We start from the raw sequence: 25,232 nt of genomic DNA on the forward strand, positions 1-25,232 counted from the left end.
CGCCTCCCCGGCCCGCCTGCCCGCCTGCCCGCCTGCCCGCCCCCCGTCAGACGGCGTGCCGGATCCGGGCCAGGAGCAGGACCGTGTCGTCGGTGGCCGCGTCGGGGAGCAGGGCCGACAGGACCCGGTCCACCTCCTCCTCCAACGGACCCTCGACCGCCGCGAGCCGCTCCCGCAGGGCGTCCAGGCCCGCCTCGATGTCCTGGCCTCGCGCCTCGACGAGCCCGTCGGTGTAGAGGGCGAGGACGGCCCCGTCGGGGAGGTGGGCACCGGCCGTGCGGAAGGGGACCCCGCCGACCCCGAGCGGGACGCCGAGGCCGCCGCCGAGGGTCTCGACGGTGCCGTCGGGGCGGCGCAGGAGGGGCGGCGGGTGGCCCGCGTTCGCGATGCGGGCGCGGCCGGTGTGCGGGTCGTACTCGACGTAGACGCAGGTGGCCAGCTCGATGCCGGACTCGCGGGCGCACGCGTCGAGTTCGCCGAGGAGCCGTTCGGGCTCGGGGCCGTGGCGGGCCAGCGCCTTGGCGGTGATGCGCAGCCTGCCCATCGAGGCGGCGGCGGGCACGCCGTGGCCCATGACGTCGCCGACGACGAGGGCGACCCGGTCCCCGGGCAGGTCGATCACGTCGTACCAGTCGCCGCCGACCTCGGTGGCCCGGCTGCCCGGCAGGTAGCGGTGGGCGATGGCCACGTGCTCGCTCGGGGCCAGGGCGCTCGGCAGCAGGGCGCGCTGGAGGGTGAGGGCGATGTCCTGGACCCGGCTGTAGAGGCGGGCGTTGTCCAGGCACAGGGCGGCGCGGGAGGCGAGTTCCCCGGCGAGGCTCAGGTCCTGTTCGGTGAAGTCGGGGCGGGCGGACGAGCGCCCGAACATGGCGATGCCCTGCACGGTGCCGCGGGCGATGAGCGGGGCGATGACGATGCGGTCCAGGCCGCTCTCCAGGAGCAGCCGGGCGCGGCCGGGCCGGTCCGTGGCCCCGGCCGCGAACTCCTCGTCGACCCGTACGCAGAGCGGGCGGCCGGCGGCGAACATGCGGTGGATGCCCGAACCCGCCGGGTACGCCACCCGCTCCAGCCCGGCCACCAGCTCGGGCGCCGGCGGCGGCAGCACGGTGCCGGACGCGATGCGCCGGGTGAACAGGGGCAGCCGCGGGTCGAACGCCTCCGCGGGGTTCATCCACTCCACCAGCTCGACCACGCAGCCGTCGCAGAAGTCCGGTACGGCCACCTCGACCAGCTCCCGGGCGGTGGTGTCCACGTCCAGCGAGGTGCCGACGCGGGCCGCGGCCCGGTCCAGCAGGGCCAGGCGCCGGCGGGCCGCGGTGGCCTCCAGCAGGGCCCGCTCCCGGTCGGTGACGTCGACCAGCAGGCCGCCCACGCCGGGGCGGGTCTCCCCGGCCCGGCTGAGCGGGAACAGGCTGACGGACCGCACCTGGTCGCGGTCGGGGCGGCCGGGGGTGCGCATCCCCACCAGGACCCCGACGAGGGAGCGGCCCTCGTCGGCGACGGCGCGCAGCATGCGCTGGAACTCGCCGTCGTCGGAGGTGAGCATGATCTCGTCGGTGGCACGGCCGAGGTGGGCGGTGACGGGGAGGCCGTCCATGTCGGCCAGGGCCTGGTTGAGGTGGACGTAGCGCAGGTCCTGGTCGAGCATGACCAGGCCGATGGGGCAGGTCTCGAAGAGGGCGTCGAGGAAGGCGAGGTTGGTCTTCACCCGGTCGAGCTCGTCCCCCCTGCTGGCCAGGCCCATGATCACCGGGTCGTCGGCACTCCCGGCCACCGGGAAGACGCGGAACCCGCAGTCGAAGACGGAGCCGTCCCGGTGCAGGGCGGGCAGCCGGACCCGCCAGTACCCGAGGGTCCGGGCCCGTTCCGTCAGCCGCGCGGCGGAGCCGGGGGTGCCCGCGGGGGGTTCGGGGAAGAGGGCGGCGGCGGGCCGGGACAGCACGTCGGCGGCCTCGTGCCCGAAGAGCCCCTGCGCGCCGGGCCCCCAGAAACGGATCCGGCCGTCGCCGTCCATGCCGAAGACGGCCACCGGCACGTGCTCCAGCAGGGACCCCGGCTCCGACCGGATCGGGCCGGCGGCCCCTGCGGCCCCCGCGTCCCCCGCCTGCTCCGACGGCACCGGAAGCCTCCTCTGCCCCGGGCGCGCGGGGGGACGCGCCGCTCCCCTACATTCTGCGCGCCATCCGCGGAGCGGACATCACGGCGCCGACGGGTCCGCGACCACCCGGCGCGGGTCGAGGACGATCTGCCGCGGGGTCCAGCAGTCGGCGCTCTCGATCGCGAGCGCGGCCGCGCAGCCGGCGCACAGCATGTTCGGCCCACCCCTGCCGTCGGGACCGCAGCAGCCGCCACGGGTACCGGCGTCGGTGGTGGGGGTCATGCCCCGGACGTCGGCGGGGCCGATGACGATGCTGCCGGTCGGGCCTCCCGGCACGCGGTGCGATGTCAGCGAGGGGTGGGGCACCCAGGAGAAGGCGGACGGCAGGGGGTCGTAAGCGAAGCGGCCGGGCGGGATCCGCGGCGGGCACTCGCCCTCGGCCTCGTAGGGCAGCGGCCCCTCCCCCGGGAGGGGCACCTCGTCGACGTCGGCGGTGGCGGCCGTACCGCAGCCGGCACATCGGAAGACGGTCACGGCCCGTCCTCTCCTGCCGACCAGCCGGTCAGGGCGACGACGTCGAGGGCGATGTCGGTGACGGAGCGGCCGTCGGTGGAGACCCGGACCACCCAGGGCGGCGCCGCGGCCTCCAGCCGCCGGGCCGCCAGCTCGCTCCGGACCACGTGGGCCTCGAACTGGCTGCCGGTCTCGCGAACGGCCAGGCGCCGCCGGGCGGTGGCGTCGGCGGCGGTGAGGAGGACCCCGATCACGCGGGGCGTGCCGCCCATGGCACGGGTGATCAGGCCGGGCTCCAGGACGGAGACGGTGTTGGTGTAGATCAGCCTGCGCTGGCCGAGGGCGGTGTAGTTGCGCCAGAGCGCGGCCAGGTTGGCCTCGGTCAGCCGGGAGCGGTCGGGGTCGCCGGGCGGGGCGGGGTGCGCCTGGTCGAGGTTGTCGCCCTCCACCAGGCAGTGGGCGATCCGGGCGGCGCGCAGCCGCACCGAGACCTCCCAGCCGACCGTGGACTTCCCGACGCCGGACCGGCCGCCGATGAGCAGTACCTCGCAGGGCCCGTCAACCATCCGCCCAGCAAACCCCGCCCCACCCCCACCCGGAACCCGCGTCCCCGGGAGCGCGCGCGACGCCCGGGGGGCGCACGGGATCCCGTCTGCCCTCCCGGCACGGCTCGGGGGCGCCCCGGCGGACGGCCACCGGGGTGCCCGGGGGCGCCGCATCCGCAGAGCCGGACGGCCGCGCCACGGGCGCGTCCCGCACGGGGCCCGGCCGAGGCAAAGAATGCCCGGGGCTCGGACGGAACCGGGTCCGTACGCCGCCGGACCGGGCCGCCGCCCGGCGGGCGCGTCCCGCACGGGGCCCGGGTTCGGGCCGGGCGGCGGGGGCCCGGCGCTTGGGCGTGCAGCCGCCGTGCGTGCCCGGCGGGTGCGTCCCGTACCGCCGGGGGGCTACCGCGCGGCGGTGCCCCGGGCGCCGTTCAGCGGGGTGTTCGCGGTGATGGTGCCGTCCGAGCCGGAGACCGTCACCGCGTGGCGGACGCCGTCCGGGCCGAGGACCACCGCGCGCCAGGCGCTGCCGCCGCCCTGCTGGGCGACCGCGCGCAGGCCCTCGACCTTGCCGCCCTCCACCGCCGCGGCCGCCTTCTCCGCCGCCTGGCCGATGGGCAGGGCCGGCAGCGGCGCGGGCGCCTGGCCGCGCGCCGGGGCGTGCTTGGCGAGGCCGCCGCGCGCGGGGCCGGCGCCGTCGCGGATCTTCGGCTCGGCCTTGTGTCCGCCCTCGGGGGCGTGCGGGCGGCCCGGTTCCGGGCGGACGAGGTGGCGGGCCCGGTCGGCGTGGCCGTGGTGGTGGCCGGCCACGGCCACCGCCGTCGCCCCGCCGCCCACGATCACCGCGGCCGCGCCGACGGCCACCGCCCAGCGCGCGCCCGTACCCCGGGGGACGACGCCGCCCAGCCCCTTGCGCGCGGGCTTCGCCGGCTGCTCGGCGGGCTGCTCGGACGGCTGTTCGGGCTGCTCGGGCTGCTCGGACGGCGGCAAAGACTCAGACATACCGGGACTCCTCAGGCACAACCGGGCACCACACCCGGCTCGTCGCCGAGCATGCCGGGGCAATGCTGAAGCCCACCTGAAGCCGCCTGAAGACCCCTTCAGCAAAGCCCGGACCCCACCTGAGACCCTGGGCGGCATGCGCGTACTGGTGGTGGAGGACGAACGACGGCTGGCGCTCGCCCTCCAGCGGGGGCTCCGGTCGGAGGGCTTCGCGGTGGACGTGGCCCACGACGGGCCGCAGGGCCTGTGGATGGCGTGCGAGCACGACTACGACCTGATCGTGCTCGACATCATGCTGCCCAGCCTCAACGGCTACCGCGTCTGCGCCCGGCTGCGCGCCGCCGGCAACGAGTCCGGGATCCTGATGCTCACGGCGAAGGACGGCGAGTACGACGAGGCCGAGGCCCTGGACACCGGCGCCGACGACTTCCTCTCCAAGCCCTTCTCCTACCTCGTCCTCGTGGCCCGGCTCCGCGCGCTGGGCCGGCGTACGGGCCGCCGGGGCCCGCGGACCATGGAGTTCGGCGACCTGCTGGTCGACCCGGCGCGCCACCTGTGCTCCCGGGGCGGGACGGAGATACGGCTGACCGCCCGGGAGTTCGCCGTGCTGGAGTGCCTGGCCCGGCGCGCCGGCGAGGTGGTGCCCAAGCGGGAGATCCTGGAACAGGTGTGGGACAGCGCCTTCGACGGCGATCCGAACGTGGTCGAGGTGCACGTCAGCGCGGTGCGCCGGAAGATCGACGCACCCTTCGGCCGGTCCGCCCTGGAGACCGTGCGCGGTGCCGGATACCGGCTGGCGGCCGACGGTGGCTGAGGCGACGGCCCCGGCGGAGCCCGGCGCGGAGCCCGGCGCGCCGCGCCGCCTGCTCGGCCGCGTACGCGGACCCGTGCACCGGCTGCTGCGGCGGCTCGGGCCCGCCACCGTCCGCGGACGGGCCACCGCAGGCGCCGTCGTCGTCGTGGCGGCGGCCCTCGCCCTGGCCTCGTTCGCCCTGCTCGGGCTGCTCAGGGCCAACCTGCTGCGCAACGCCGAGCGCGACGCCGAGCAGCAGGCCGTCACCATCGCCCGGCTCGCCGCCTCCGGCGGACTGGACCGGATGCGCGCTCCGCTGCCCGGTGCCGACTTCGTCCAGGTCGTCAATGCCCGCGGCCGGGTGCTGCGGGCCACGCCCAACCTGGCCGGCGCGCCCGCGCTCGGCCCCGGCGGGCCGTCCGGCCCCGGAACGGCCTTCCACACCTGGCGGGTCAGGCCGCTCGGCGGCGAACACCGGCTGAGGGTCGTCCAGGTCACCACGGACACCCCGCAGGGCCTGGTCACCGTGTACGTCGGCACCTCCCTGCGCGACGTGGACGCCGCCGACGACACCACCACCGCCGCGCTCGCGGTCGGCGGGCCGCTGCTCCTCGCCACGGTGGCCCTGGTCACCTGGCGGGTGACCGGCCGCGCCCTGCGGCCCGTCGAGGCGATCCGCGCGGAGGTCGCCGAGATCACCGACCGGGACCTGCACCGCCGGGTCCCGGTACCCCCCACCCGGGACGAGGTGGCCCGCCTCGCCGAGACCATGAACGCCACGCTGGACCGGCTGGAGTCCTCCGGGCACCGCCAGCGCCGGTTCATCGCCGACGCCTCGCACGAACTGCGCAGCCCGCTCACCGTGCTGCGCACCCAGCTGGAGGTGGCCCTGGCCGTCCGGGACCCGGAGCTGTGGCCGGAGCTGATCGGCGGGGCGCTGGAGGACACCGAGCGGCTCCAGCACCTGGCCTCGGACCTGCTCCTGCTGGCCCGGATCGACGCCGCCCAGCCCGTCTCGGCGGCCCGGCTGGACCTGGGTGACGTGGTGCGGTCCGCGGTGGAGGCCCGCTTCGGCGACCGGGTGCCCGTACGCACGGAGCTGGAGGCCGGCGTGGAGGTGGAGGGCAGCGAGCTGTGGCTGACCCGGGTGGTCACCAATCTGCTCGACAACGCCCAGCGGTTCGCCGACCGCCGGGTCGAGGTCGTGCTGCGCACCACGGCCGCCGGCGGGGCGCGGACGGCCGTGCTGGAGGTGCTCGACGACGGCCCCGGCATCCCGCCCGCCGACCGGGAGCGGGTCTTCGAGCGGTTCACCCGGCTCGACGACGCCCGCAGCCGCGACCACGGCGGCGCCGGCCTGGGCCTGGCGATCGCCCGCGACCTGACCGCCCACCACGGCGGCGCCCTCACCGCCGAACCCGCGGACCGCGGCGCGCGCCTGCGGGCCGTCCTGCCCGCGGCAGCCGTCTCCTGACGGGAACTTGACGCCGGCCGACGGGGTCCATACGCACCGCTGACGTACGGGCGGCGCCCGCGGGCGTTCAATGGAGGCCGGACGGTTGGCGGCGCGACGCGGGAGGGGCCGGCGGTGGGCGGACGACGGGTGGTTGCGGGTGTGAGCGGCGGGCCCGGAAGTCTGACGGCCCTGCACCGGGCCGCCGACGAGGCCCGGTTGCGCGGGGCCGCGCTGTGGGCGGTGCTGGCCTGGCAGCCGCCGGGCGGGGGTCTGGGCAGCCGGAGTTCCTGCCTCTGCGACACCTACCCCGAGTACCGGGACGCGGCGGCGGGGCGGCTGCGCGACGCCCTCGTCACCGCCTTCGGGCCGGGCGGCCCGGGCGTCCCCCTGAGGGCGCAGATCGTACGGGGCACCCCGCGGGCCGTCCTGGTCGACGCCGCCCGGGACGCGGACGACCTGCTGGTGGTCGGCGCGGGCCGGCGGCGCCGGCTGCTGGGCGCCCCGTGGCCCTCGGTGGCCCGCCACTGCCTGGCGCACGCGCCGTGCCCCGTGCTCGCCGTGCCGCCGAACCCGCTGGAGGCCCAGCTGCACACCGTGCGCCGCCGCAACGCGTGGCACCTGCGGCTGGACGCGCGCGACCTGGCGGGCTGAGCCCTCCTGCCGGACACCGGCCGGGAAACGGTCGGCGATTGTCCGGTTCGGGACCGGCGGATCACGCGGCGGACAAGCTAAGATCACGGCGTGGTCACAGCCAGGTCCCCCCGTGCGCAGCGGTTCCGCGTCCCCGCGGGCCTGCTGCACGTGCTCGGGCTGACCCTGCTGCTGTTCGGCCTGCTCTGCGCGCACGGCTCCGGATCGCACGGCGCCGCCCACGCCGCGTCCACCACCACGGCGTCCGCCGCCCGGGCGGCGGCCGCCACCGGTACCGCGGCCCCGGCTTCGGCGGCCCCCGCCGACCACCACACCCCCTCCCACCCGGTCCACGACTGCGCCCCCCTGCCGCCGCGGACGGCCTCCCCGGCGGACGCGACCGCCACTCCCCCGGCGGCCGCCGACGCCCGGCCCGCCCCCGCGGCCCACCGGGACGCCACCGCCCGCCCCGGCCCGGCCCGCCACCCCGCAGCACCCGCCCCTTCGGTACACCGCGCGACCTCCGCCGTCCTCCAGGTGTAGACCCGGGATCCTTCCGGGCCCGTCCCGCGATCCCCACCACCCCCCGCCCGCCCGGGCCCAGGGGTGCCCGCCGCACGGAGGAACCTTGTCCACCCATCCCCACGCACGCCCGTTATCTCCCGATTCGCCCTGGTACCGCATGCTGGTCGCCGGGATGCTCGGCGCGCTGCTCCTCGCGGTCCTCGCCTGCGCCTCGCACGGGCACACCGAGGTCTCCTTCGGCTCGCCGGCCGCCGGAGCCGTGCTGGAGCCCGGGCCGACAGCGCCTGCAGAGCCCCTGGGCCACGCGCACCCGCATCCCGGCCACGGCGCCGGCTGCGCCGCCTCCGACCCGGCCCCCGCCGGCCCGGGGACGGCCCCCCTGTCGGCCGGGCCCGCACGGCCCTCCGCGGCCCCGGCCGCCGCTCCGGCGGACGCCCGCGCGGCGCCCGACGGTGCCGGTGGGCCGGCCGTCGCCCGCTCAGGACGTTCCACTCTGACCATCGTCTGTCGATGGCGGCTCTAGTCCGCTCCCGTAAGCCCGTTCGCAACGGCTGACGTATGCCCCAACGGGCGGACCCTGCCCTGCCCAGTCTCGGCATTTCCCACGAGCGCGACCACCGACGCACCATCGAACGAGAGCGGAACAATGCATTCTTCGGCCACCGACGTCACTCCTCCCGCCCGCTCCGGCCTCTCCGGGCTGGTCGGCAACACTCCCCTGCTGCGCGTGTCGGAGCCCCTGGCCCCGGCGGGCCGCGGCTTCTGGGCGAAGCTGGAAGGCTTCAACCCCGGCGGCATCAAGGACCGGCCCGGCCTGCACATGGTCGAACGGGCCCGCGCCCGGGGCGAACTGAAGCCGGGCGCCCGGATCATCGAGTCCACCAGCGGCACCCTCGGTCTCGGCCTCGCCCTGGCCGGCATGGTCCACGGGCACCCCGTCACCCTCGTCACCGATCCGGGCCTGGAATCGTCGATGACCCGCCTGCTGACGGCGTACGGGGCGCAGGTCAACGTCGTCTCCGAACCGCACCCCACCGGCGGCTGGCAGCAGGCCCGCCGCGACCGCGTCACGCAGCTGCTGGCCCAGCACCCCGGCTCCTGGTGCCCGGACCAGTACAACAACCCGGACAACACCACCGCCTACACCCCGCTCGCCCTCGAACTGGCCACCGAACTGCACCACATCGACGTCCTGGTGTGCAGCGTCGGCACCGGAGGGCACTCCGCGGGCGTCTCCCGCGTCCTGCGCCAGCTCTACCCCGAGCTGAAGCTGGTGGGCGTGGACACCGTCGGCTCCACCATCTTCGGCCAGCCCGCGCGGACCCGCCTGATGCGCGGCCTCGGTTCGAGCATCTACCCGCGCAACGTCGCCTACGAGCAGTTCTCCGAGGTCCACTGGGTCGCCCCGGGCGAGGCCGTGTGGACCTGCCGCCAGCTCGCCGCCTCCCACTACGCCGCCGGCGGCTGGAGCGTCGGCGCGGTCGCCCTGGTGGCCGGCTGGCTGGCCCGCACCCTGCCCGAGGACACCCGGATCGCAGCCGTCTTCCCCGACGGGCCGCAGCGCTACCTCGGCACCGTGTACGACGACGACTACTGCGCCGCGCACGGGCTGCTGGACTCCCCGCCGGCCGCCGAGCCCGAGACGATCGGCCGCCTGGACGAGAAGGAGGTCACCCGCTGGACGCGCTGCGCGAGCGTGGTGGACCCGCTGACCCTGCGCGCGTCGGAGGTTCCCGCCTGATGAAGGGCACCCTCGCGCAGGTCCGCACGTACGAGCGCAGCGTCCAGCTGCTGATGGTCAACCAGTTCACCATCAACCTCGGCTTCTACATGCTCATGCCCTACCTCGCCACGCACCTGGCCGGTCCGCTCGGGCTGGCCGGCTGGACGGTGGGGCTGATCCTCGGCGTGCGCAACTTCAGCCAGCAGGGCATGTTCCTGATCGGCGGCACCCTCGCCGACCGCCTCGGCTACAAGCCGATGATCATCACCGGGCTCGCGCTGCGCATCGCCGGGTTCGCGACCCTCGGACTGGTCGACTCCGTCCCGGCGCTGATCGCCGCGTCCGCGGCGACCGGGCTGGCCGGGGCCCTGTTCAACCCGGCCACCCGGGCCTACCTGGCGGCCGACGCGGGCGAGCGCCGGGTGGAGGCCTTCGCCCTGTTCAACGTCTTCTACCAGGCGGGCATCCTGCTGGGCCCGCTGGTGGGCATGGTGCTGACGGGCGTCGACTTCCGCGTCACCTGCCTGGTGGCGGCCGGGATCTTCGCGGTGCTGAGCATCGTGCAGATCCGGGCCCTGCCCGCCCGCCGGGGCAACGACGCCGCCGAACGCGCCGACGGCCCCCGGGAGGGGGTGCTCGTCCAGTGGCGCCGGATCCTCGCGAACCGGCCGTTCCTGCTGTTCTCCGTGGCGATGATCGGCTCGTACGTGATGACCTTCCAGGTCTACATGGCGCTGCCGCTGGAGGTCCGGCGCGTGGGCGGCGAGGGCGGCTTCGGCACGGCCGCGGTGGCGGTGCTCTTCGCGGTCTCCGGGCTGAGCACGATCCTCTTCCAGACCCGCGTCACCGCCTGGTGCAAGGCCCGTCTGGAGCCGGGCCGGGCCCTGGCCTGGGGCCTGCTGGCCATGGGGGCGGCGTTCCTGCCCCTGCTGGCCGCCACGGCACTGCCCGTACCCGAGTCGCAGCTGGGGACGCGGCTGCTGGCGGCGGTGCCGCCCGTGCTGGCGGCACTCCTGCTCGCCCTGGGCACGATGATCGCGTACCCCTTCGAGATGGACACCATCGTCCGGCTCTGCGGGGACCGCCTCGTCGCCACGCACTACGGGCTGTACAACACGGTGTGCGGGGTCGGCATCGCCGTGGGCAACCTGCTCACGGGGGCGGCGCTGGACGCGGCCCGCTCCGCCGGGATGTCGGCGCTGCCCTGGCTGGCGCTGTTCGTCCTGGGCCTCGGGTGCACGGCCGCGCTGTACGGCCTGGACCGCACGGGCCGCCTCGCCCCGCCGGCCCGCGCCCGCCGCGCCGAGCCCGTGCCGGCCTGAACCCGTGCCCGCCGCCCGGCTCCGGCCGGACGGCGGGTCAGACCCCGGGCAGGGCGGGTTCCGCCTGCCAGTTGATCAGGCCCCCGTCCAGCGGCAGCCGGGCGGGGGTCAGGCCCGTGGCGTCCTTGACGGTGTGGGTGTAGTGCGCCTGGTCGTGGTAGCCGGCCAGCGCGGCGACCTTCGCGAGCGGCAGGCCCTTGCGCTGGAGCCGGAACGCGTGGGTGAGCCGCAGGATGCGGGCGACGGCGGCCGGCGGGTGGCCGATCTGCTCCCGGAACCGGCGTTCCAGGTGGCGCCGGCTCCACAGCACCCCGGCGGCGAGCCGGCTGACACTGATCCGGCCCTGCGTCCGGTGGAGTTCGTGCCAGGCGAGCATGACCTCCGGCGCCACCCGGGCGGCACGGTGGCCGGCGGCCAGTCTCCCCAGCTCGGCGTCGAGGATGGAGGCACGCCGCTCGGGGCCGGACTCCTCCAGCATCCGGGGCAGGTGGCGCAGCCCCCGCGGCAGCAGGTCGACGGGGTCGAGGCCGGTCTGGTGCCACTCGGACATGGGAACGCCGAAGAGCCGGTAGGCCCCCATGGGGCGCATCCGGACCACCACGCCCCGGACTCCCCCCTCGTGGTGGGCGCAGACCGCGACCGTCGCCGGGAGGTCCACCCGCGAGGGCTCCGCGCTGTAGCCGCGTGCGCCCGCCATGCTCCGGGTCCGGACGGGCTCGCCGAATCCGAAATTCACGGTCGCCACGGTATTGGGCAGCAGAATGCGACGGCGTCCGGTTCCTTCCCCGTAGGCGTAGTCCGAATATCCGCACACCAGGCCCTTCAGTCCGGGAGCCGGATCGAACGCGCGGTTGTGGGAGGTTCCGGAGGCGCTGGATTCCATGGTTCTCCTTCGGCCGGGAGAGGGGGAGGACTCGGTCCGCGGAAGATCACCGCTGACGCATCGTGCCCCCACGACGGGCGCACCGACAGTCGTTCCCCGGCCATCCGGCACATGCCGAAATGGCCGCAATCCGCCGCCCGAGAAAAGCGGACCTATTCACTCCTATTCGTGTCGCATTCCTACAAGACCGGGCCGCCGGCGCACTCCAGAATTTCCCTGCGCACCACAGGGAGCCCCACATCACCGATTCAGAGGGGTAAGGACTCATGGCATTACGCACTGCGTTCCGGTCCGGTACGTCCGCAAAGGCCGTCGCCGCCCTGGCGATGACCGCCGCCGCACTCCTGGCCGCGCCGGGAGCGGCCGGCGCCGCCACGGGGGCGGACGGCGGCCCGGCCGGGTTCGCGGCCCAGGCGCGTGCCGCCGGGCTGGACGGCGCGCAGGCCAAGGGCCTGCAGAAGCGCGTCGACTCGTACCTCGCGAAGGAGGCGGGGACCCAGGTCGCGGCCAACAAGATCACGCTGGCCGGCGGCGGCGAGATCCTCCTGGCCCTGCCGGGCGAGAAGTACGCCCGTGAGCTGGGCACGTCCCAGCCGACGGCCGCGACCGCGGCGGCGAACTGTGCGTACACCTATGTGTGCGCGTACAGCGGCACCTGGTTCAGCGGTGACAAGAAGAGCTTCTACACCTGCAACACCCTCAACTCGATCCCGTGGAGCGGGACCGGGTCCTGGATCAACAACCAGCGGCCCGAGCTGCGCGCCCGGTTCTACGACGTCAACAAGAACGTCGGCTGGATCTCCCCGGGCGGCTACAGCGAGGACGGCGAGGCACCCTGGGGCTGGGTGTACTACCTCAGCCCCTGCTGATCCCCCGTCCGGGGCGCCTCAGGAGATCCCGTACCACTGGCTGGCCCAGCCGGTGTTGATGGTGCTGGTGGACTGCTCGGCGAGGTTCACGGTGGGGGGCAGGGAGTTCTGGCCGGTCAGCAGGGTGCTGTAGCGCAGGTTGGGGGGAGCGAGGCCCGCGTTGACCGAGATGCCCGCGCCGGTGGACTTCAGGGTGAGGGCGTTGGTGGCCCAGTTGCCGTTGAGCAGGAGGGCGATGAAGTAGGTGCCGGGGGCGGCGGTGAACGGTTTGGCGAGGGGGAGCGGCTTGGCCACGGGGTCGGTCATCAGCTGGGGGGAGATGTCCGGGCTGGCCGCGCGCAGGGTGCCCGTGGCGTCGTACACGCCCAGGTAGCAGTTGGAGAGCTGGGCGCCCTGGTCGAGCCCGGCCAGCCCCAGCCAGATGTTCGACCAGGTGATCTCCTGGCGCAGGACGATCCGGACCAGGGTGACGCGTCCGCCGACGCCGGCCGCCGACTGGGCGGTGACGTGCCCCGCGTCGTTCGGGTCGCCGGTCCAGGCGAGCAGGTTCTGGTCCTGGGGGCGGGGTCCCTCGAACCCGGCGCCGCCCGCTGCGGGCGGCGCCGCCACGGCCGCCGGGGAACCCGAACCGCCCGCCGCCTTGGGGTCCTTGTCCGGCGAGGTGCAGCCGGTCAGGACGAACAGCGCGGCGAGTGCGACGGCGAGAGGGCGCGCGGCGGTGGTGCGGGTGGACATGGTTCCCCCAGGTGGTGCGGATGTACCTGGGGGCCATGGTCACACGCCGGCCAGGGGCCGGGTCCGTCGGCTGACGGTCCCGGCCCCTGGCGTCCTCGGGCGGGCTTGCCCGGAGCGGCCCGCCCAGAACCTGGTCAGACGCGGTCGGCGGCGATCAGGACGTACTGGAAGGAGCCGTCCTCGTAGGACTTGATGAACGCCTCCTCGATGCCGGTGACCAGGGAGGACGTGGCGCGCAGCTTCCAGTAGGGCAGCGTGTCGGGGGTCAGGTCGATGACGGCCTGCGGGACGAGGCGGTTGTCGGCCATGGCCCGCAGGTACTCGCGGCGGGAGTGGATGTTGCACTCGAAGTGCGCGTTGATCTGCGAGACCCACTTGGAGGGCTGGCCGTAACGCGGGTTCCAGCAGCCGGTGATGGTGACGTAGCGGCCGCCGACGGCGAGCATCCGGGAGTGCTCGGCGAAGAGGTCGTGGAGGTCGACGTACATGCTCGACTCGTTGTTCCACGAGGCCGCTGCCTGGCCGGTCTCGAAGGGGGTGTTCAGCATGTTGCAGACGCGGGCGCGGACGTGGTCCTCGATGCCGAGTTCGCGGGCGCGCTGGTTGGCGAAGTCGGCCTGCGTGGTGGACAGGGTGACGCCCTCGACCTTGCATCCGAAGCGCTGGTGGGCCATCACCATCGAGCCGCCGCGGCCGCAGCCGGCGTCGACGAGGGTGTCGTCGCGGCCGACGGCGCCGAGGTGGTCCAGGAGCAGTTCGGCCTGGGCCGACTCCAGCCGGTGCAGCTCGGCGATCAGCTTCTTCTCGTATTCGCTGTCCTCGGTGTCGCCGAGGGCGGCGTGGTCGATGTCGCCGATGCCGTAGTGGTGGTGGTAAAGACCGTCGACGTCGCCCAGACGGAGGTTGACGGGGCGGGCCTCGTTGTTCCAGTAACGGGCGATGTCGCCCTGGTAGGGCGTCGTCGGCGCGGGGATGAGCACGGAGCCGACGGAGGGGGTGGTGGTGAGATCAGTGCTGGTCACGAATAAGTCCGTCCTTACCAGAAATCGGGCAGCGTGTAGCGATAGGTGTTGGTCATGTGCCAGTAGTGGTTGCCGTCGACCCACACGGCCACCCCCCGCAGGAAGCGCAGCACGGTCGGTGCGGGGCAGGCGGCGGCCAGTTGGGCGGCCTCCGCTTCGAAGGCGTGCATGAGGTCGTTGTGGACCTCGACCGCCTTCAGGTAGGCGTCCTTGTCGGACAGGCCCTCGCGCTCGGCGATCACCACGGGCAGGTTCAGGTGCTTGCCGCGGGCGTCGAGCTCCTTGGTGTACGAGTACAGGTCGTTGGCGATGGTCGTGGCGTTGCCCGCGAGCGCGATGACCCGTTGCATGGCGGGCTGCGCGTGCAGGTCCGGCGGGAGTTCGTAGCCGCCGACGGTGTCGGTGATGGTGGGGCAGGGCCGGAAGTTGTTGAACTGGCGCATCGCCAGGTACTCGGACACCTCCGGGACGTACTCCGTCTCGGCCCAGGCGGCTTCGGCGAGGTAGCCCATGTGGAGCCGCGCCATGTCGTGCCGGAACCGGTCGGCCTGTGAGGGCGTGGCGGCCCGGACGAAGTACTCCATGGCGGAGCGGTAGGAGCGGCGCGGCGCGTCCGAGTCGAGCGACTGCTCCCATGCGGGGGCGTACTCCGACGTCGTGTGGACGGGGTCGAGGGCGGTGTGCGCCAGCAGGAGCCTGCCGCCGAGACCGACGGGCGAGCCGCCGTGGTCCTCGCAGTAGATGTCGTCCACCACGTTCTCCGCGACCATCAGCCGGGTGGCGATCATCAGGTGGTCGACGGTCGGGGCGTCCGGGTGGCAGGCGACCATGTAGCGGCCCACGGAGAAGCCGTCGAACTGGTCCTCCCACTCGGGCGGGTAGGCCTGGACCTCGTCCACGGCCCATCGCTTGATCCGGCGGCTGACCTCCTCCACCCGCACCGGGTCCGGTTCCGGAACCGGGTGGTGGTAGAGGCCGGGGATGGGCCGGCCCTGTGCCGGGGCGGCCGCGGGCGGCTCCGCGTACGGGGCGAGGTGCAGGGCGGCCGTGCCCAGGCCGCTCGGTCCGCGGATGATCCGCTCCAGCGCCTCGCCGGCCTGCCGTACCGTTCCCTCGTCCACCGCGGGCGCGGGTGCGGCCGCGGCGGCGGTGCGGGTGCCGAAGGGCAGCACGGGCGCGGACGGCAGGGCGGAGGGGGTGGCCTCGGGGGCCGTGACGACGGGCGTCGCCGCGACGGCCGCCGCGGGGACGGCCTCGGCCGCGGCGGCTTCCGCGACCGGGGCGTCGGCCGGGGCCCGGCCCAGGCTCAGGGTGTTGGCGAGGACGTGCGCCCCGAAGTGGGCGGCGGCGGAGGGCAGGCTCGACTGCAGAGGGGAAGGCCCGGGATCGGGCATCCGTGACTCCTTGGTGAGGTGGGTGAGGTGGCCCGGATCCCGGGCGTGCTCGGCCGGGCCCGGGGCGTGCCGGGGGTCGCGGCCGGTGGGCGGGTCCTCTAGTCGCGCCTGCGGGCGATCTGTACGTTCTCCAGGACGCCGAGGGCGTCGGGCACCAGGATGGCGGCGGAGTAGTAGGTGGTGACCAGGTAGGAGATGATCGCCTGCTCGTTGATGCCCATGAAGCGCACCGACAGGCCCGGCTCGTACTCCTCGGGCAGACCGGTCTGCCGCAGGCCGATGACGCCCTGGTTGTCCTCGCCGGTACGCATGGCGAGGATGGAGCTGGTGTTCTCCTTGCTGATGGGGATCTTGTTGCAGGGCAGGATCGGCACGCCGCGCCAGGCCGGGACCTGCTGGCCGCCGACGTCGACGTGGTCCGGGTAGAGCCCGCGCGCGTTGAACTCGCGCCCGATCGCCGCGATCGTCTTGGGGTGGGCGAAGAGGAACTTGGTGCCGCGTCGGCGGCAGAGCAGTTCGTCGAGGTCGTCCGGGGTGGGCGGGCCGGAGTGGGTCTGGATCCGCTGCTTGAAGTCGGCGTTGTGGAGGAGGCCGAACTCGCGGTTGTTGATCAGCTCGTGCTCCTGGCGCTCGCGCAGCGCCTCGATGGTGAGCCTGAGCTGTTCCTCGGTCTGGTTGTGCGGGCCGTTGTAGAGGTCGGCGACCCTGGTGTGGACCCGCAGGACGGTCTGCGCGACGGAGAGCTCGTACTCGCGGGGCTTGAGCTCGTAGTCGACGAAGGCGGTGGGGAGTTCGTACTCGCCGGTGTGGCCGGCGGACAGGGCGATCTCGGCCTCGCCGTGACGGTTCTGCCGCTGCTGCGGCAGCGAGCTGAACTCCTGGATGTGGGCCTGCAGGGTCGGCGCGGCGGCCAGGACCGCGGCGAACTCGCTGCGGGAGAGGGTGAGCAGGGTGCCCGGGGTCTCCGCCGTGGCGGTGTAGTCCCAGCCGGCGTCGCCGTCGAGGAGGGCGTTCTCGCCGAAGCGGTCGCCGTCGGCGAGGGTGGCGATGGCCACCTCGTCGCCGTACTTGCCGATGGAGGTCTGGCTGATCCGGCCGTGGGCGATCATGTGGATCTGGTCGGCGGGGGCGCCGCGCTCGACGAGCACCTCGCCGGCCCGGAAGTCGCGCTGGACGCACCGGCCGGCGATCGCGGTCAGCACCTCCACGTCGTCGAAGCCGCGCAGCAGGGCGAGTTCGCCGAGCTCCTGGGGGATCACCCGGACCGAGGCGCCGTCTTGGACGAACTCGATCCGGCCGTCGCCGACGGTGTAGCTCAGCCGGCGGTTCACCCGGTAGGTGCCGCCCTTGGTCTCCACCCAGGGCAGGCTCCGCAGCAGCCACCGGGAGGTGATCTCCTGCATCTGCGGGGCGGACTTGGTCGTGCTGGCAAGGTTGCGGGCGGCCGCCGTGCTCAGGCTGGACTGCTGCGGCGGATCCAGCTGGGCTTCCGGGCTGGAGTCAACGGTCATGCGACGAGCTCTCCTTCGTAAGCTCGGCGACGGACATAAGCGCACGTCACCGGTGAAAAGGAAAAAAGAAGGGCGAACATCCGGAATCCGTCCAGATCTCGAGTGACAGTAACTGCCGCTCCGTCCCGATGACCTTGAAACGCCGTTGGCATTACCTCAATGCAGTGATCTTGACCCCCTGGAGGTTTGACGTGGAAAAGGATGGTTTCCAGCCAGGCCCGGGCATGAAGAAGCCCCTCCCGCCGGGGAGGGTTCCGCCGGCGGGAGGGGCTCAGGAGGTCGACCGTCAGGTGCGGTACGCGAAGTAGCGCGCGTCCGGGTAGGACGCGATGATGCTCGCGAGCGACTTACGGTACGTGTTGGTGGAGTGGTACGTGAGGTACGGCATCCCCGCACGGCTGCGGTAGGTGACGATCATGGAGTGGTCCTTGGACCCGTCCTTGTTGAAGTCGACCTGCAGGATGTCGCCGATGTCCATCTGGTACACGTTCGCCAGGTTTGCGGCCCGCTGGTTGGAGAGCGTGAACCAGGCCCACTCGTTCGCACCGACCCAGGAGTCGGACTGGCGGGTGCCGTCGTACCACCAGTTGCGGTAGTCCGACGAGGTGCCCGGGACCGGCTTCCAGCCGCCGGCGTTCAGCGACTGGCTGATGAAGTTGGTGCAGTCACCGCCGGCGCCGTTGAACTTCCGGTAGGCCGGGTTGTAGTTGCTCCAGTACTTCTCCGCGTACTTCGCCATGGCGTTGTAGTCGTACGCGCCGCCGGTCAGCGTCTTGGGCTTGGGCGCCGGGGCCGGGTACTTCGTGGACGCGGGCGTGCCGTCCGGGTACTGGTTGCCGTCGTCCTTGACGGTGGCGGCGACCTTGGCGGCGACCGGCTCGTTGACCGCCACGGGGGCGTTGGCGCTGTCCTGGGACTTGATGGAGTTCAGCTCCCAGGAGCCGCCCTTCTTGCCCGACAGCGTCAGCTCGTAGCGCGTCTTGAAGTCCGTGGTGTCCGGTTCGTCCCCGCGCACCTTCTTGTAGGTGAGCGTGGTCTGCTCGGTGACCTGGACGGTCGCCTTGCCGCCGGTGATGGTCGCCTTCTCCACCACGACGCGGGTGTCGGCGGCCGTGTAGGCCTCACCGAGCTCCGCGAGGCGGGTCTTGCGGGACTTGAGCGACGCGATCGCCGCGTCCTCGTCCTTCTTCAGCTTGTCCGACAGGCGGGCCTTCTTCTTGGACGAAGGCGCCGCGTCGCGGTGCTTCACCCGGCCGTCGACCAGGGCCTGCGTGCGCTGCGAGAGCACGTCGTCGGCTATGCGGCCGAAGGCGTCCGCGGTGGCGCGGTCGGCGTCCTCCGTCGTGCCCGCGCTCGCGGAGTAGGCGAACAGGCTGCCGGACGCTATGGCCACGGTCAGGGCCCCGATGGCGGCCAGCCTGAACCTCTTAGGTATCACTGTGTATCCCCTTGTCACCCGGTCCACACGGACCGGGAGGACGGAATCTTCGCACAACTGGGCGACGCTGTGGCCGCGTTCCGTTTCGTCCCCGGTTGCCCGGCAATGATCGTTCCGCGCAGCGGCCGCCCCGACTCCGCTTCCGCATCGCGAGACGCGCCGGGACAGTGCTCCGGTTCCCACGACCTCCTCATCGTCTTCACAGGAAATGCATCTAGGGTGTACGTGGCAGCGGAGTACGGGGGGCATACGGAGTGAGCAGGCAGGACATGTCCTCGAGAGGGCGATCACGGGGCAGGCGCGCGGCCCCGAAGGGCGGCGCCGCGGCCCCCGCGGGCCGCCGCAGGAAGTCCGGGAGCCGTCGGGCGGCTTCCGGTTCCGGCCTGGCGGACCGCCTCGCGCCGGCCCTCGGCCCGGCCCTCGCCAAGGCGCGCCCGCTGCTGCGGCGCCTGCGTCCGGAGTACCCGCGGCCGGGACGCAGCGGCTGGCGCAGGTGGATACCCTCCGGCCGCCAGTGGCTCGGCGCCGTCCTGTACCTGTTCGTCGGCATGGTCGGTTTTGTCGGAATCGCCTACGCCACCACGGACATACCCGACGACCTCAACTCTTTCGCGAAACAGCAGGACAACGTCTACTACTGGTCCGACGGGTCCACGATGGCCCGCACGGGCTGGGTCCAGCGGCAGGAGATGCCGCTGGACAAGGTGCCCGAGAAGGTCCAGGGAGCCGTCCTGGCGGCCGAGAACGCCAGTTTCTACTCCGATCCCGGCGTCTCGCCCTCCGGCGTGCTGCGCGCCGTGCGCGCCGCGCTGACGGGCGGTGAGACCCAGGGCGGGTCCACCATCACGCAGCAGTACGTGAAGAACGCCTACCTCAACCAGGACCGCACCCTGTCCCGGAAGTTCACCGAGCTGCTGCTCGCCGTGAAGCTGGACAGCCGTGCGGGCAAGAAGCAGATCCTGGAGGACTACCTCAACACCAGCTGGTTCGGGCGCGGGACCTACGGCATCCAGCGCGCGTCCCAGGCGTACTACGGCAAGGACGTCTCGCAGCTGAACGCCAGCGAGGGCGCCTTCCTGGCCTCGCTCCTCAAGGGCGCCGGCCTGTACGACCCCTCGCTCGGCAAGGAGAACCACGCCCGCGCCGTCGAGCGCTGGAGCTGGATCCTGGACCGCATGGTGGAGACCGGCAACCTCTCCGCGGCCGAGCGCGCGACCTACACGAAGTTCCCGGAGCCCTCGGACGCCTCCCTGGTGGGCATGCCCGGAGCGCAGAACGGCTACCTGGTGGAGATGGCCAAGGCGTACGCGATCAAGGCCGGGCACCTGAAGGAGTCCGACTTCGACCTCGGCGGCTACCAGATCTACACGACCTTCGACAAGAACCGGATGGCGGCGCTGACCGCGGCGGTCCAGCAGGCCCAGAAGGACTTCGACCCCGAGAAGCGGCCCGACACCGACAAGTTCGCGAAGGTCGGCGCGGCCAGCGTGGCCCGCGACGGCCGGCTGCTGGCCGTGTACGGCGGCCCCGACTACCTGAAGCAGGGCTTCAACGAGGCGAACTCGACGACGATCCCGGCCGGCACGGTGTTCACGCCCTTCGTCTACGCCGCCGCGCTGGAGGACGGGGTGGTGCGCACGCGCGGCCAGGCCCGTACGCCCGTCTCGGCCTCCAGCGTGTACGACGGCAACGACCAGGCGACGGTGCAGACGCCCGAGGGACCGTACTGGGACCGCAGCGGGAAGGTGCTCAAGGGGCACAACGAGGCCGACCGCAGCTGGGGACAGATCACCCTGCAGCAGGCCGTCGCCAACTCCGTCAACACCCCCATGCTCCAGCTCGGCATCGACGTCGGGGTCGACCGGGTGGAGTCGTACGCCGAGCGTTCCGGGCTGCTCTCGTCGAGCCTCGGGCCGCGCATCCCCACCTTCGCCCTCGGGGAGAACTCCAAGCCCAGCGCGATCCGGATCGCCGGCGCCTACCAGACCTTCGCGGCGGACGGCATGCACACCGACCCCTACTCGGTGCGCTCGGCCACCCGGGCCGGCGCCGCGATCGCGCTGGACCCGCCGAAGCCGGTCAAGGCGATGTCGCAGAAGACCGCCCGGACGGTGACGGACGCCCTGCGCTCGGCCGTCAGCGAGGGTTCGGCCAAGGCCGCCGCCAAGGCCCAGCCGGGAGCGGCGGGCAAGACGGGCACGACCTCGGCGAACACGGCGGGCTGGTTCGTGGGGACCACCGCGCAGGAGACCACGGCGGTGGTGGTCTACCGGATGTCCCTGCTGGACCTGGTCCCGCTGCCGCTGACCGGGCTGGGCGGCGACGCCCCCACGAAGCCCGGCAGCGCGCGGGCGGTCGACCTGTGGGCCGACTACGCCAAGGCCGTGAAGTAGCGGGGCACGGGAGCGGCCGGAGCGCGGGAGCGGCGGGAAACGGCGGAGGGGCCGGGTGGCGCGTGCCGCCCGGCCCCTCCGCTTTGCGTCCGCTTTCCGCGTCCCGCGGTCCTACTTGACGATCGCCTTCCAGTCCGGCGCCTGCGCCGGGTCGAGCATCCGCAGCTGGGCCAGGACCTTGGGGTCCTGGGCGTCCATCCAGTCCGCCACCTCGCGGAACGAGGCGCAGCGCACGTCCTGGCGGTTGCAGACGTCCTTCATCACGTCCTCGACGGCCTTCATGTAGATGCCGCCGTTCCAGTCCTCGAAGTGGTTGCCGATGAACATCGGGGCCCGGCTGCCGTTGTAGACGCGGTTGAAGCCGTTCATGTAGGAGCCGCGGACCTGGTCCCGCCACGCGCCGAACTTCGACGGGTCGCCCTGGGTGCTGTCGCCGGACTGGTTGTAGAGGAAGTTGAAGTCCATGGAGAGGACCTGCACCTCCTTGCCCTGGAGCGGGACCAGCTGGAGGGGGAAGTTCCAGATGCCGTCGATCTTGGACGGCCACAGCTGGAAGTCACCCGAGGAGCTCGCGTCGTAGCGCCACCCGTACGGCTTGATCGCGGTGATCAGGTTCTTCTGCCCTTCCAGGCAGGGTGCGCGGCCGCCGACCACCTCCCGGTCCGGGTCGAAGGGCAGGGGCGCCTCGCCGCTGAAGCCGGTGTTGGTCTTCCAGGCCTTCATGAAGCCGTAGGCCTGGTCGATCTCGCTCTTCCACTCCTCGGGGCTCCAGTCACCGCCGCCCTTGGGGCCGCAGAAGTGCCCGTTGAAGTGGGAGCCGATCTCGTTGCCGTCGGTCCAGGCACCGCGCAGCTGCTGGAGCGTGGTCTTCACGTGCGGGGCGGTCGGGTACGAGATGGCGGCCGCGCCCTGGCCGTGCTGCGGCGGGCGGTAGAGGTTCTTCTTCGCGTCGGGCAGGAGGTAGATGCCCGTGAGGAAGAAGGTCATGTGGGCCTTGTTCTGCTTGGCCACCTGGCGGAAGTGCGAGAAGAGGTGGTCGTCGCCCTCCAGGGCGCCGTCCCAGGAGAAGACGACGAACTGCGGGGGCTTCTCGCCCGGCTTCAGCTTCTCGGGCTTGAGCTGTCCCGGCTGCGGCCCGGTGTAGGAGGTGGAGCCGTCGCCCAGGACCTCGACCTTGCCGTCCCAGTTCGGCTTCGGGCCCTTGCCGAAGCCGGGACCGCCGGTCACGCCGCCCGCGCCCGCCGGGGCCGCGAGCCGCGCGTCGCGCTGGGCGTCGGAGGAGCCCGAGAACCCGACCGCGAACGCGGTGGCGGCGCCGCCGACGACGAGCACGGCGCCGGCTATGCCCAGGCGCTTGCGGTTGCGGGTCTTGCGGCGTGCTTTGCGGGCCGTCCGGGACGTGGCCCTGGCGCTGCCGGCGGCATCGGTCTCGGCCATCGCGGTCGTACCCCCCTGAATCTCCGCAGCCGGGCCGCGCGTGGATGCTTCGTACGAATATAGAACTTGTTGGCACACCACCCGTACCACACCCCCCGCGAAACACCCTTTCACAGCCGATCCACAGCCCGGCGGCCGTTCGTGGCAACGGTGTGCGGCACTCGGGTGAATCCAGCGGCCCGGGAGTGTCGCCCCGCCGGTCCCGGGCGGTCCCGGGGGCGATAACGGCTCCATGACGCAGTCCCCCACGGCCGAGGCCGCCGAGATCAAGGTCAGCTTTGCCGGGACGGAGGCCGCCGCCGCGTTCGACGCCCTCGGCCTCGACCGCGACGACGGGCGGCGCCGGTCCGTCCACTTCTGGGACCGGCCCGCGAGGACCTCCGGCGCGGAGATCTCGCTGCCGCTCCTGAAGCGGGGCCTGGTCCTGCGGCTGCGCCGGGACCGGGAGGGGCACGGCTCGAAGGAGGAGGCGGACGTGACGGTCAAGCTGCGTCCGTGTCCCGAGCTGCCGCCGCCCTGGCTCCGGGAGCGGGAGGGCGAGGACTGGGAGTACCGGATCGAGGAGGACCGGGCGGCGCCCGCGTTCAAGCCCGTGGTGGCGGCCTCGCTGCAGGCCGGGGTGGGCTTCGCGGCCTCCCTGGACCCCGGCTCGCCCGGCCCGCTGCTCGTGGAGGAGCAGCTGGAGCTGCTCGGCGCGTCCGGACTGGCCGACGGCGGCCTCGACGGCCTGACGGCGCTGGGCCCGGTGCACGCCGTCAAGTGGAAGCAGGAGTGGGAGGAGCTGCCCCGGGCGGTGGCCGTCGAGGAGTGGACCACCGAGGGCGGGCTGCGGTTCGTCGAGGTCTCGGTGCGCGCGGACGTGGAGGACGCGGCGGACGTCCAGCACCTGCTCGACGGGGCCCTGCGCGCACGGGGCCTTACCCCGCCGCCGGCCGGCGACAACAAGACCACGACCGTGATGACCGCGCTCGCCCGCGCCCTGCTGCGGTAGGGGGCGGGCCGGTCACCGGTCAGACCGGTCGCAGGGCCGCCGCGCCGAAGGAGACGTCGAAGCGGTCGCACCAGATGGTGACGCTGCTGTACTCGGACAGGTCCGCGCCGGCCGGGATCGGGTAGTTCTGGTCGCCCTTGTTGCCCTTGAGGCTGCCCAGGCTGAGGTGCTTGCCGTCGTCGAAGACGTACCAGCCGGCGGTGCCCTCCTTCACCGGGGCGTCGGTCAGCCACACCCGCAGGTCCGGCCCGTTGCTGGTGTCCAGCCCTTCGAGGCGCAGGACGCGGGAGCCGTCCGGCAGGCGCACCGTCCGGGCCGTGCCGGTGGTGGTGTGCTCGTGGCTGATCAGGCTCCCCCGGGTCAGGGTCCGGGGGGCCTGCCCGGCGGCGGCGGACGCCGTGGCGCTCGGCAGTGCCTCGCTGACCGTCCGCTCCTGCCACAGCTTCCAGGGCTCGAACCAGTACAGCCCCACCGCCACCAGTACGCATGACACGGCCACCGCCGCGATCACCACCGGCCTGCGCCGCCCGCCCGCGCGTCCCATCGCACAACCCCTCCGTCGTCGTTCCGTACCCATTGAAAGGGATCGCGGCCGCAGGACCGGCCGATCCGGGATGACGGAAGTCTTACGTCATCCCGGACGGGGGGCGGGGGCCGGCGCCCTACGCGGCCGGCTGCTGCTGGGTGACGCAGTGGATGCCGCCGCCGCCGGTGCCGAGGCGGTCGATGTTCAGCTGCTCGACGACGCGGCCGGGGAAGAGCCGGGCGAGGGTGGCCCTGGCTGCCGTGTCCGCGCGGGTGTCGCCGAACTGGCCGGAGATCACCGCGCCGTTGCAGACGTAGTAGTTGGCGTACGAGGCGAGGAAGTCCGGGTTGGTCGAGCGGATCTTGTAGTAGTCGGGGCCCTGGAGCTGGTCCACAGCCATGCGGGTGCCGTTCGCCGCGGTCGCGGCGGACAGGATCTGGTACTGCTGCCGGGCGTCCTTGGCGTAGACGTCGGTGTCCGTGGCGAGCGGCATCTGGACGAGGGCCCTGCCGGGTGCCAGGAAGCGGGAGGTCGCGTCGACGTGGTCGTCGGTGATGTCCTGGCCGCGGACGCCGTCGAACCAGATGACCTTGGAGGCGCCGTACGCGGTGCACAGCGCGGCCTCGATCTGCGCCTGCGACATCCCGGGGTTGCGGTTGCTGTTGACCAGGCTGCTGCGGGTGGCCATGAGGGTGCCCGCGCCGTCCTGTTCGACGGCGCCGCCCTCGCCGACCAGGGCCGCGCCGGTGAACGGGACGCCGGTGTAGGCGGCGACCCGTCCGGCGACCAGGGCGTCCTTGGCGTGGGTCTGGCGGTTGCCCCAGCCGTTGAAGTTCAGGCCGACCGCGTCCAGGCCGCCGGCCCCGTCGGTCCGGAAGACCGGGCCCGAGTCGCGCATCCAGCAGTCGTCGACGGGGATGGAGGTGAGGACGGTGACGGTGGAGCCGCACAGGGAGCGGGCGCGGGCGGCGCTGGCGGAGTTGGCGCACATGTGGACGGGCTCGTACTTGGCGATGGTGCGGGCGATGAGGGCGATGTCCGACTGGACGCCGGAGAGCTTGCTCCCCCAGATCGAGGTGCTGTCCGGCCAGGCCATCCAGGTGCGGGTGTGGCGTACGTCCTCGATCGGGACGCGGAAGGCGCCCGCTGCGGCCGGACGGGCGGCGGCCCGGGCCGCCGCCGGTGCGGCGGCGGCGGTGACGGCGGCGCCGGCGGCGGCGAGGCCCGCCGCCGTGAGGAAGCGGCGCCTGTCCATGCCCGGGCGGGGCGGGCTGACTGCGTGGTCGCTCATGAGGGGGGGATCTCCTTCGGTCTCCAACTCCCCGCGGCGGTGGCGGGGTTGACCGGAAAGCTAAAACTGACCAAGCGCTCGGTCAATAGTTCTGGCAGGACCGTTCCGGAGGTTCGGGAAAAGGCGCAGGTGGGG

At 73.4% G+C, this 25,232-nt stretch carries 23 protein-coding genes; 10 read left to right on the top strand and 13 right to left on the bottom strand.

Going from position 1 to position 25,232, the window contains the following annotated elements; genetic code table 11:
• Positions 1-46: 46 nt before the first annotated feature.
• The 4 genes from ACQKM2_RS17640 to ACQKM2_RS17655 all read right to left on the bottom strand — a co-directional run bounded on the left by ACQKM2_RS17640 (position 47) and on the right by ACQKM2_RS17655 (position 4,158).
• Entirely contained in the window at positions 47-2,119 is a 2,073-nt protein-coding gene (locus tag ACQKM2_RS17640; protein ID WP_427710669.1) for a SpoIIE family protein phosphatase, read from the bottom strand.
• A gap of 78 nt (positions 2,120-2,197) precedes the next feature.
• Positions 2,198-2,632, bottom strand: coding sequence for a hypothetical protein (locus ACQKM2_RS17645; protein WP_427710671.1), 435 nt, complete (start codon positions 2,630-2,632; stop codon positions 2,198-2,200).
• The gene (locus tag ACQKM2_RS17650; protein WP_427710672.1) at positions 2,629-3,177 is read right to left on the bottom strand and encodes a hypothetical protein; all 549 of its coding nucleotides are present in this window, start codon (positions 3,175-3,177) and stop codon (positions 2,629-2,631) included. The genes ACQKM2_RS17645 and ACQKM2_RS17650 overlap by 4 nt, the downstream gene beginning before the upstream one ends.
• 381 nt (positions 3,178-3,558) lie before the next feature.
• Positions 3,559-4,158 carry a hypothetical protein gene (locus ACQKM2_RS17655; protein WP_427710673.1) on the bottom strand — a complete coding sequence of 200 codons (600 nt, stop codon included), beginning with the start codon at positions 4,156-4,158 and terminating at the stop codon, positions 3,559-3,561.
• Between the two features lie 136 nt (positions 4,159-4,294).
• Here ACQKM2_RS17655 and ACQKM2_RS17660 point away from each other — a divergent pair, with 136 nt between their 5' ends.
• From ACQKM2_RS17660 to ACQKM2_RS17690, 7 genes are all read left to right on the top strand, one after another.
• Positions 4,295-4,972, top strand: coding sequence for a response regulator transcription factor (locus tag ACQKM2_RS17660; RefSeq protein WP_427710675.1), 678 nt, complete (start codon positions 4,295-4,297; stop codon positions 4,970-4,972).
• A gap of 85 nt (positions 4,973-5,057) precedes the next feature.
• Positions 5,058-6,425, top strand: a complete 1,368-nt coding sequence (locus tag ACQKM2_RS17665) for a sensor histidine kinase (protein WP_427710727.1) — start codon at positions 5,058-5,060, stop codon at positions 6,423-6,425.
• A 129-nt stretch (positions 6,426-6,554) separates the two neighbouring features.
• Complete coding sequence (locus tag ACQKM2_RS17670) at positions 6,555-7,058, top strand: universal stress protein (RefSeq protein WP_427710729.1); 504 nt, start codon at positions 6,555-6,557, stop codon at positions 7,056-7,058.
• 90 nt (positions 7,059-7,148) lie between these two features.
• Positions 7,149-7,580: a hypothetical protein gene (locus ACQKM2_RS17675; protein ID WP_427710677.1), complete on the top strand. Its 432-nt coding sequence runs from the start codon at positions 7,149-7,151 to the stop codon at positions 7,578-7,580.
• 139 nt (positions 7,581-7,719) lie between these two features.
• A complete protein-coding gene (locus tag ACQKM2_RS17680) occupies positions 7,720-8,085 on the top strand; it encodes a hypothetical protein (RefSeq protein WP_427710678.1) in 366 nt (121 codons plus the stop codon).
• Positions 8,086-8,208: 123 nt separating this feature from the next.
• On the top strand, positions 8,209-9,303 hold the full coding sequence (locus ACQKM2_RS17685) for a PLP-dependent cysteine synthase family protein (RefSeq protein WP_125813576.1): 1,095 nt from the start codon (positions 8,209-8,211) through the stop codon (positions 9,301-9,303).
• Complete coding sequence (locus ACQKM2_RS17690) at positions 9,303-10,607, top strand: MDR family MFS transporter (RefSeq protein ID WP_427710681.1); 1,305 nt, start codon at positions 9,303-9,305, stop codon at positions 10,605-10,607. Before ACQKM2_RS17685 ends, ACQKM2_RS17690 begins: the two co-directional genes overlap by 1 nt.
• A 37-nt stretch (positions 10,608-10,644) precedes the next feature.
• On the opposite strand, the gene ACQKM2_RS17695 is transcribed toward ACQKM2_RS17690, so the two are convergent.
• A complete protein-coding gene (locus ACQKM2_RS17695; protein WP_427710683.1) occupies positions 10,645-11,343 on the bottom strand; it encodes a helix-turn-helix transcriptional regulator in 699 nt (232 codons plus the stop codon).
• A 413-nt stretch (positions 11,344-11,756) separates the two neighbouring features.
• On the opposite strand from ACQKM2_RS17695, the gene ACQKM2_RS17700 reads away from it, so the two are divergent.
• A complete protein-coding gene (locus ACQKM2_RS17700; protein ID WP_427710684.1) occupies positions 11,757-12,359 on the top strand; it encodes a peptidase inhibitor family I36 protein in 603 nt (200 codons plus the stop codon).
• An 18-nt stretch (positions 12,360-12,377) separates the two neighbouring features.
• On the opposite strand, the gene ACQKM2_RS17705 is transcribed toward ACQKM2_RS17700, so the two are convergent.
• The 5 genes from ACQKM2_RS17705 to ACQKM2_RS17725 all read right to left on the bottom strand — a co-directional run bounded on the left by ACQKM2_RS17705 (position 12,378) and on the right by ACQKM2_RS17725 (position 18,459).
• On the bottom strand, positions 12,378-13,094 hold the full coding sequence (locus ACQKM2_RS17705; protein ID WP_427710686.1) for a hypothetical protein: 717 nt from the start codon (positions 13,092-13,094) through the stop codon (positions 12,378-12,380).
• A gap of 134 nt (positions 13,095-13,228) precedes the next feature.
• Positions 13,229-14,116 carry a geranyl diphosphate 2-C-methyltransferase gene (locus ACQKM2_RS17710; protein ID WP_427710688.1) on the bottom strand — a complete coding sequence of 296 codons (888 nt, stop codon included), beginning with the start codon at positions 14,114-14,116 and terminating at the stop codon, positions 13,229-13,231.
• Between the two features lie 14 nt (positions 14,117-14,130).
• Positions 14,131-15,510 (bottom strand): family 2 encapsulin nanocompartment cargo protein terpene cyclase, encoded by a 1,380-nt coding sequence (locus tag ACQKM2_RS17715; protein WP_427710690.1) that lies wholly within the window; start codon positions 15,508-15,510, stop codon positions 14,131-14,133.
• 98 nt (positions 15,511-15,608) lie between these two features.
• The gene (locus tag ACQKM2_RS17720) at positions 15,609-17,021 is read right to left on the bottom strand and encodes a family 2B encapsulin nanocompartment shell protein (protein WP_427710692.1); all 1,413 of its coding nucleotides are present in this window, start codon (positions 17,019-17,021) and stop codon (positions 15,609-15,611) included.
• A gap of 286 nt (positions 17,022-17,307) precedes the next feature.
• Positions 17,308-18,459 carry an amidase domain-containing protein gene (locus ACQKM2_RS17725; protein ID WP_427710694.1) on the bottom strand — a complete coding sequence of 384 codons (1,152 nt, stop codon included), beginning with the start codon at positions 18,457-18,459 and terminating at the stop codon, positions 17,308-17,310.
• Positions 18,460-18,728: 269 nt separating this feature from the next.
• On the opposite strand from ACQKM2_RS17725, the gene ACQKM2_RS17730 reads away from it, so the two are divergent.
• Positions 18,729-20,852 carry a transglycosylase domain-containing protein gene (locus tag ACQKM2_RS17730; RefSeq protein ID WP_427710695.1) on the top strand — a complete coding sequence of 708 codons (2,124 nt, stop codon included), beginning with the start codon at positions 18,729-18,731 and terminating at the stop codon, positions 20,850-20,852.
• 111 nt (positions 20,853-20,963) lie between these two features.
• On the opposite strand, the gene ACQKM2_RS17735 is transcribed toward ACQKM2_RS17730, so the two are convergent.
• Entirely contained in the window at positions 20,964-22,289 is a 1,326-nt protein-coding gene (locus ACQKM2_RS17735; RefSeq protein WP_427710696.1) for a hypothetical protein, read from the bottom strand.
• 232 nt (positions 22,290-22,521) lie between these two features.
• Between ACQKM2_RS17735 and ACQKM2_RS17740 the strand changes: the two genes are divergently transcribed.
• Positions 22,522-23,280, top strand: a complete 759-nt coding sequence (locus ACQKM2_RS17740; RefSeq protein WP_427710697.1) for a hypothetical protein — start codon at positions 22,522-22,524, stop codon at positions 23,278-23,280.
• Positions 23,281-23,299: 19 nt separating this feature from the next.
• Here the strand turns inward: ACQKM2_RS17740 and ACQKM2_RS17745 are convergent, their stop codons facing one another.
• Together ACQKM2_RS17745 and ACQKM2_RS17750 are read right to left on the bottom strand one after the other, a co-directional pair.
• Entirely contained in the window at positions 23,300-23,824 is a 525-nt protein-coding gene (locus ACQKM2_RS17745) for a DM13 domain-containing protein (protein ID WP_427710699.1), read from the bottom strand.
• A 118-nt stretch (positions 23,825-23,942) separates the two neighbouring features.
• Positions 23,943-25,097: an agmatine deiminase family protein gene (locus ACQKM2_RS17750; RefSeq protein WP_427710701.1), complete on the bottom strand. Its 1,155-nt coding sequence runs from the start codon at positions 25,095-25,097 to the stop codon at positions 23,943-23,945.
• Positions 25,098-25,232 lie beyond the last annotated feature (135 nt).

Source organism: Streptomyces sp. NPDC004126, from assembly GCF_050275515.1.
Lineage (GTDB): Bacteria > Actinomycetota > Actinomycetes > Streptomycetales > Streptomycetaceae > Streptomyces.

Bases quoted from the DNA above. Each gene is read 5' to 3' on its own strand.
- ACQKM2_RS17705 (WP_427710686.1), bottom strand. From the start codon at position 13,094: ATGTCCACCCGCACCACCGCCGCGCGCCCTCTCGCCGTCGCACTCGCC.
- ACQKM2_RS17745 (WP_427710699.1), bottom strand. From the start codon at position 23,824: ATGGGACGCGCGGGCGGGCGGCGCAGGCCGGTGGTGATCGCGGCGGTG.
- ACQKM2_RS17700 (WP_427710684.1), top strand. From the start codon at position 11,757: ATGGCATTACGCACTGCGTTCCGGTCCGGTACGTCCGCAAAGGCCGTC.
- ACQKM2_RS17680 (WP_427710678.1), top strand. From the start codon at position 7,720: ATGCTGGTCGCCGGGATGCTCGGCGCGCTGCTCCTCGCGGTCCTCGCC.
- ACQKM2_RS17660 (WP_427710675.1), top strand. From the start codon at position 4,295: ATGCGCGTACTGGTGGTGGAGGACGAACGACGGCTGGCGCTCGCCCTC.
- ACQKM2_RS17735 (WP_427710696.1), bottom strand. From the start codon at position 22,289: ATGGCCGAGACCGATGCCGCCGGCAGCGCCAGGGCCACGTCCCGGACG.
- ACQKM2_RS17715 (WP_427710690.1), bottom strand. From the start codon at position 15,510: ATGCCCGATCCCGGGCCTTCCCCTCTGCAGTCGAGCCTGCCCTCCGCC.
- ACQKM2_RS17720 (WP_427710692.1), bottom strand. From the start codon at position 17,021: ATGACCGTTGACTCCAGCCCGGAAGCCCAGCTGGATCCGCCGCAGCAG.
- ACQKM2_RS17685 (WP_125813576.1), top strand. From the start codon at position 8,209: ATGCATTCTTCGGCCACCGACGTCACTCCTCCCGCCCGCTCCGGCCTC.
- ACQKM2_RS17740 (WP_427710697.1), top strand. From the start codon at position 22,522: ATGACGCAGTCCCCCACGGCCGAGGCCGCCGAGATCAAGGTCAGCTTT.
- ACQKM2_RS17730 (WP_427710695.1), top strand. From the start codon at position 18,729: ATGTCCTCGAGAGGGCGATCACGGGGCAGGCGCGCGGCCCCGAAGGGC.
- ACQKM2_RS17655 (WP_427710673.1), bottom strand. From the start codon at position 4,158: ATGTCTGAGTCTTTGCCGCCGTCCGAGCAGCCCGAGCAGCCCGAACAG.
- ACQKM2_RS17650 (WP_427710672.1), bottom strand. From the start codon at position 3,177: ATGGTTGACGGGCCCTGCGAGGTACTGCTCATCGGCGGCCGGTCCGGC.
- ACQKM2_RS17750 (WP_427710701.1), bottom strand. From the start codon at position 25,097: ATGAGCGACCACGCAGTCAGCCCGCCCCGCCCGGGCATGGACAGGCGC.
- ACQKM2_RS17690 (WP_427710681.1), top strand. From the start codon at position 9,303: ATGAAGGGCACCCTCGCGCAGGTCCGCACGTACGAGCGCAGCGTCCAG.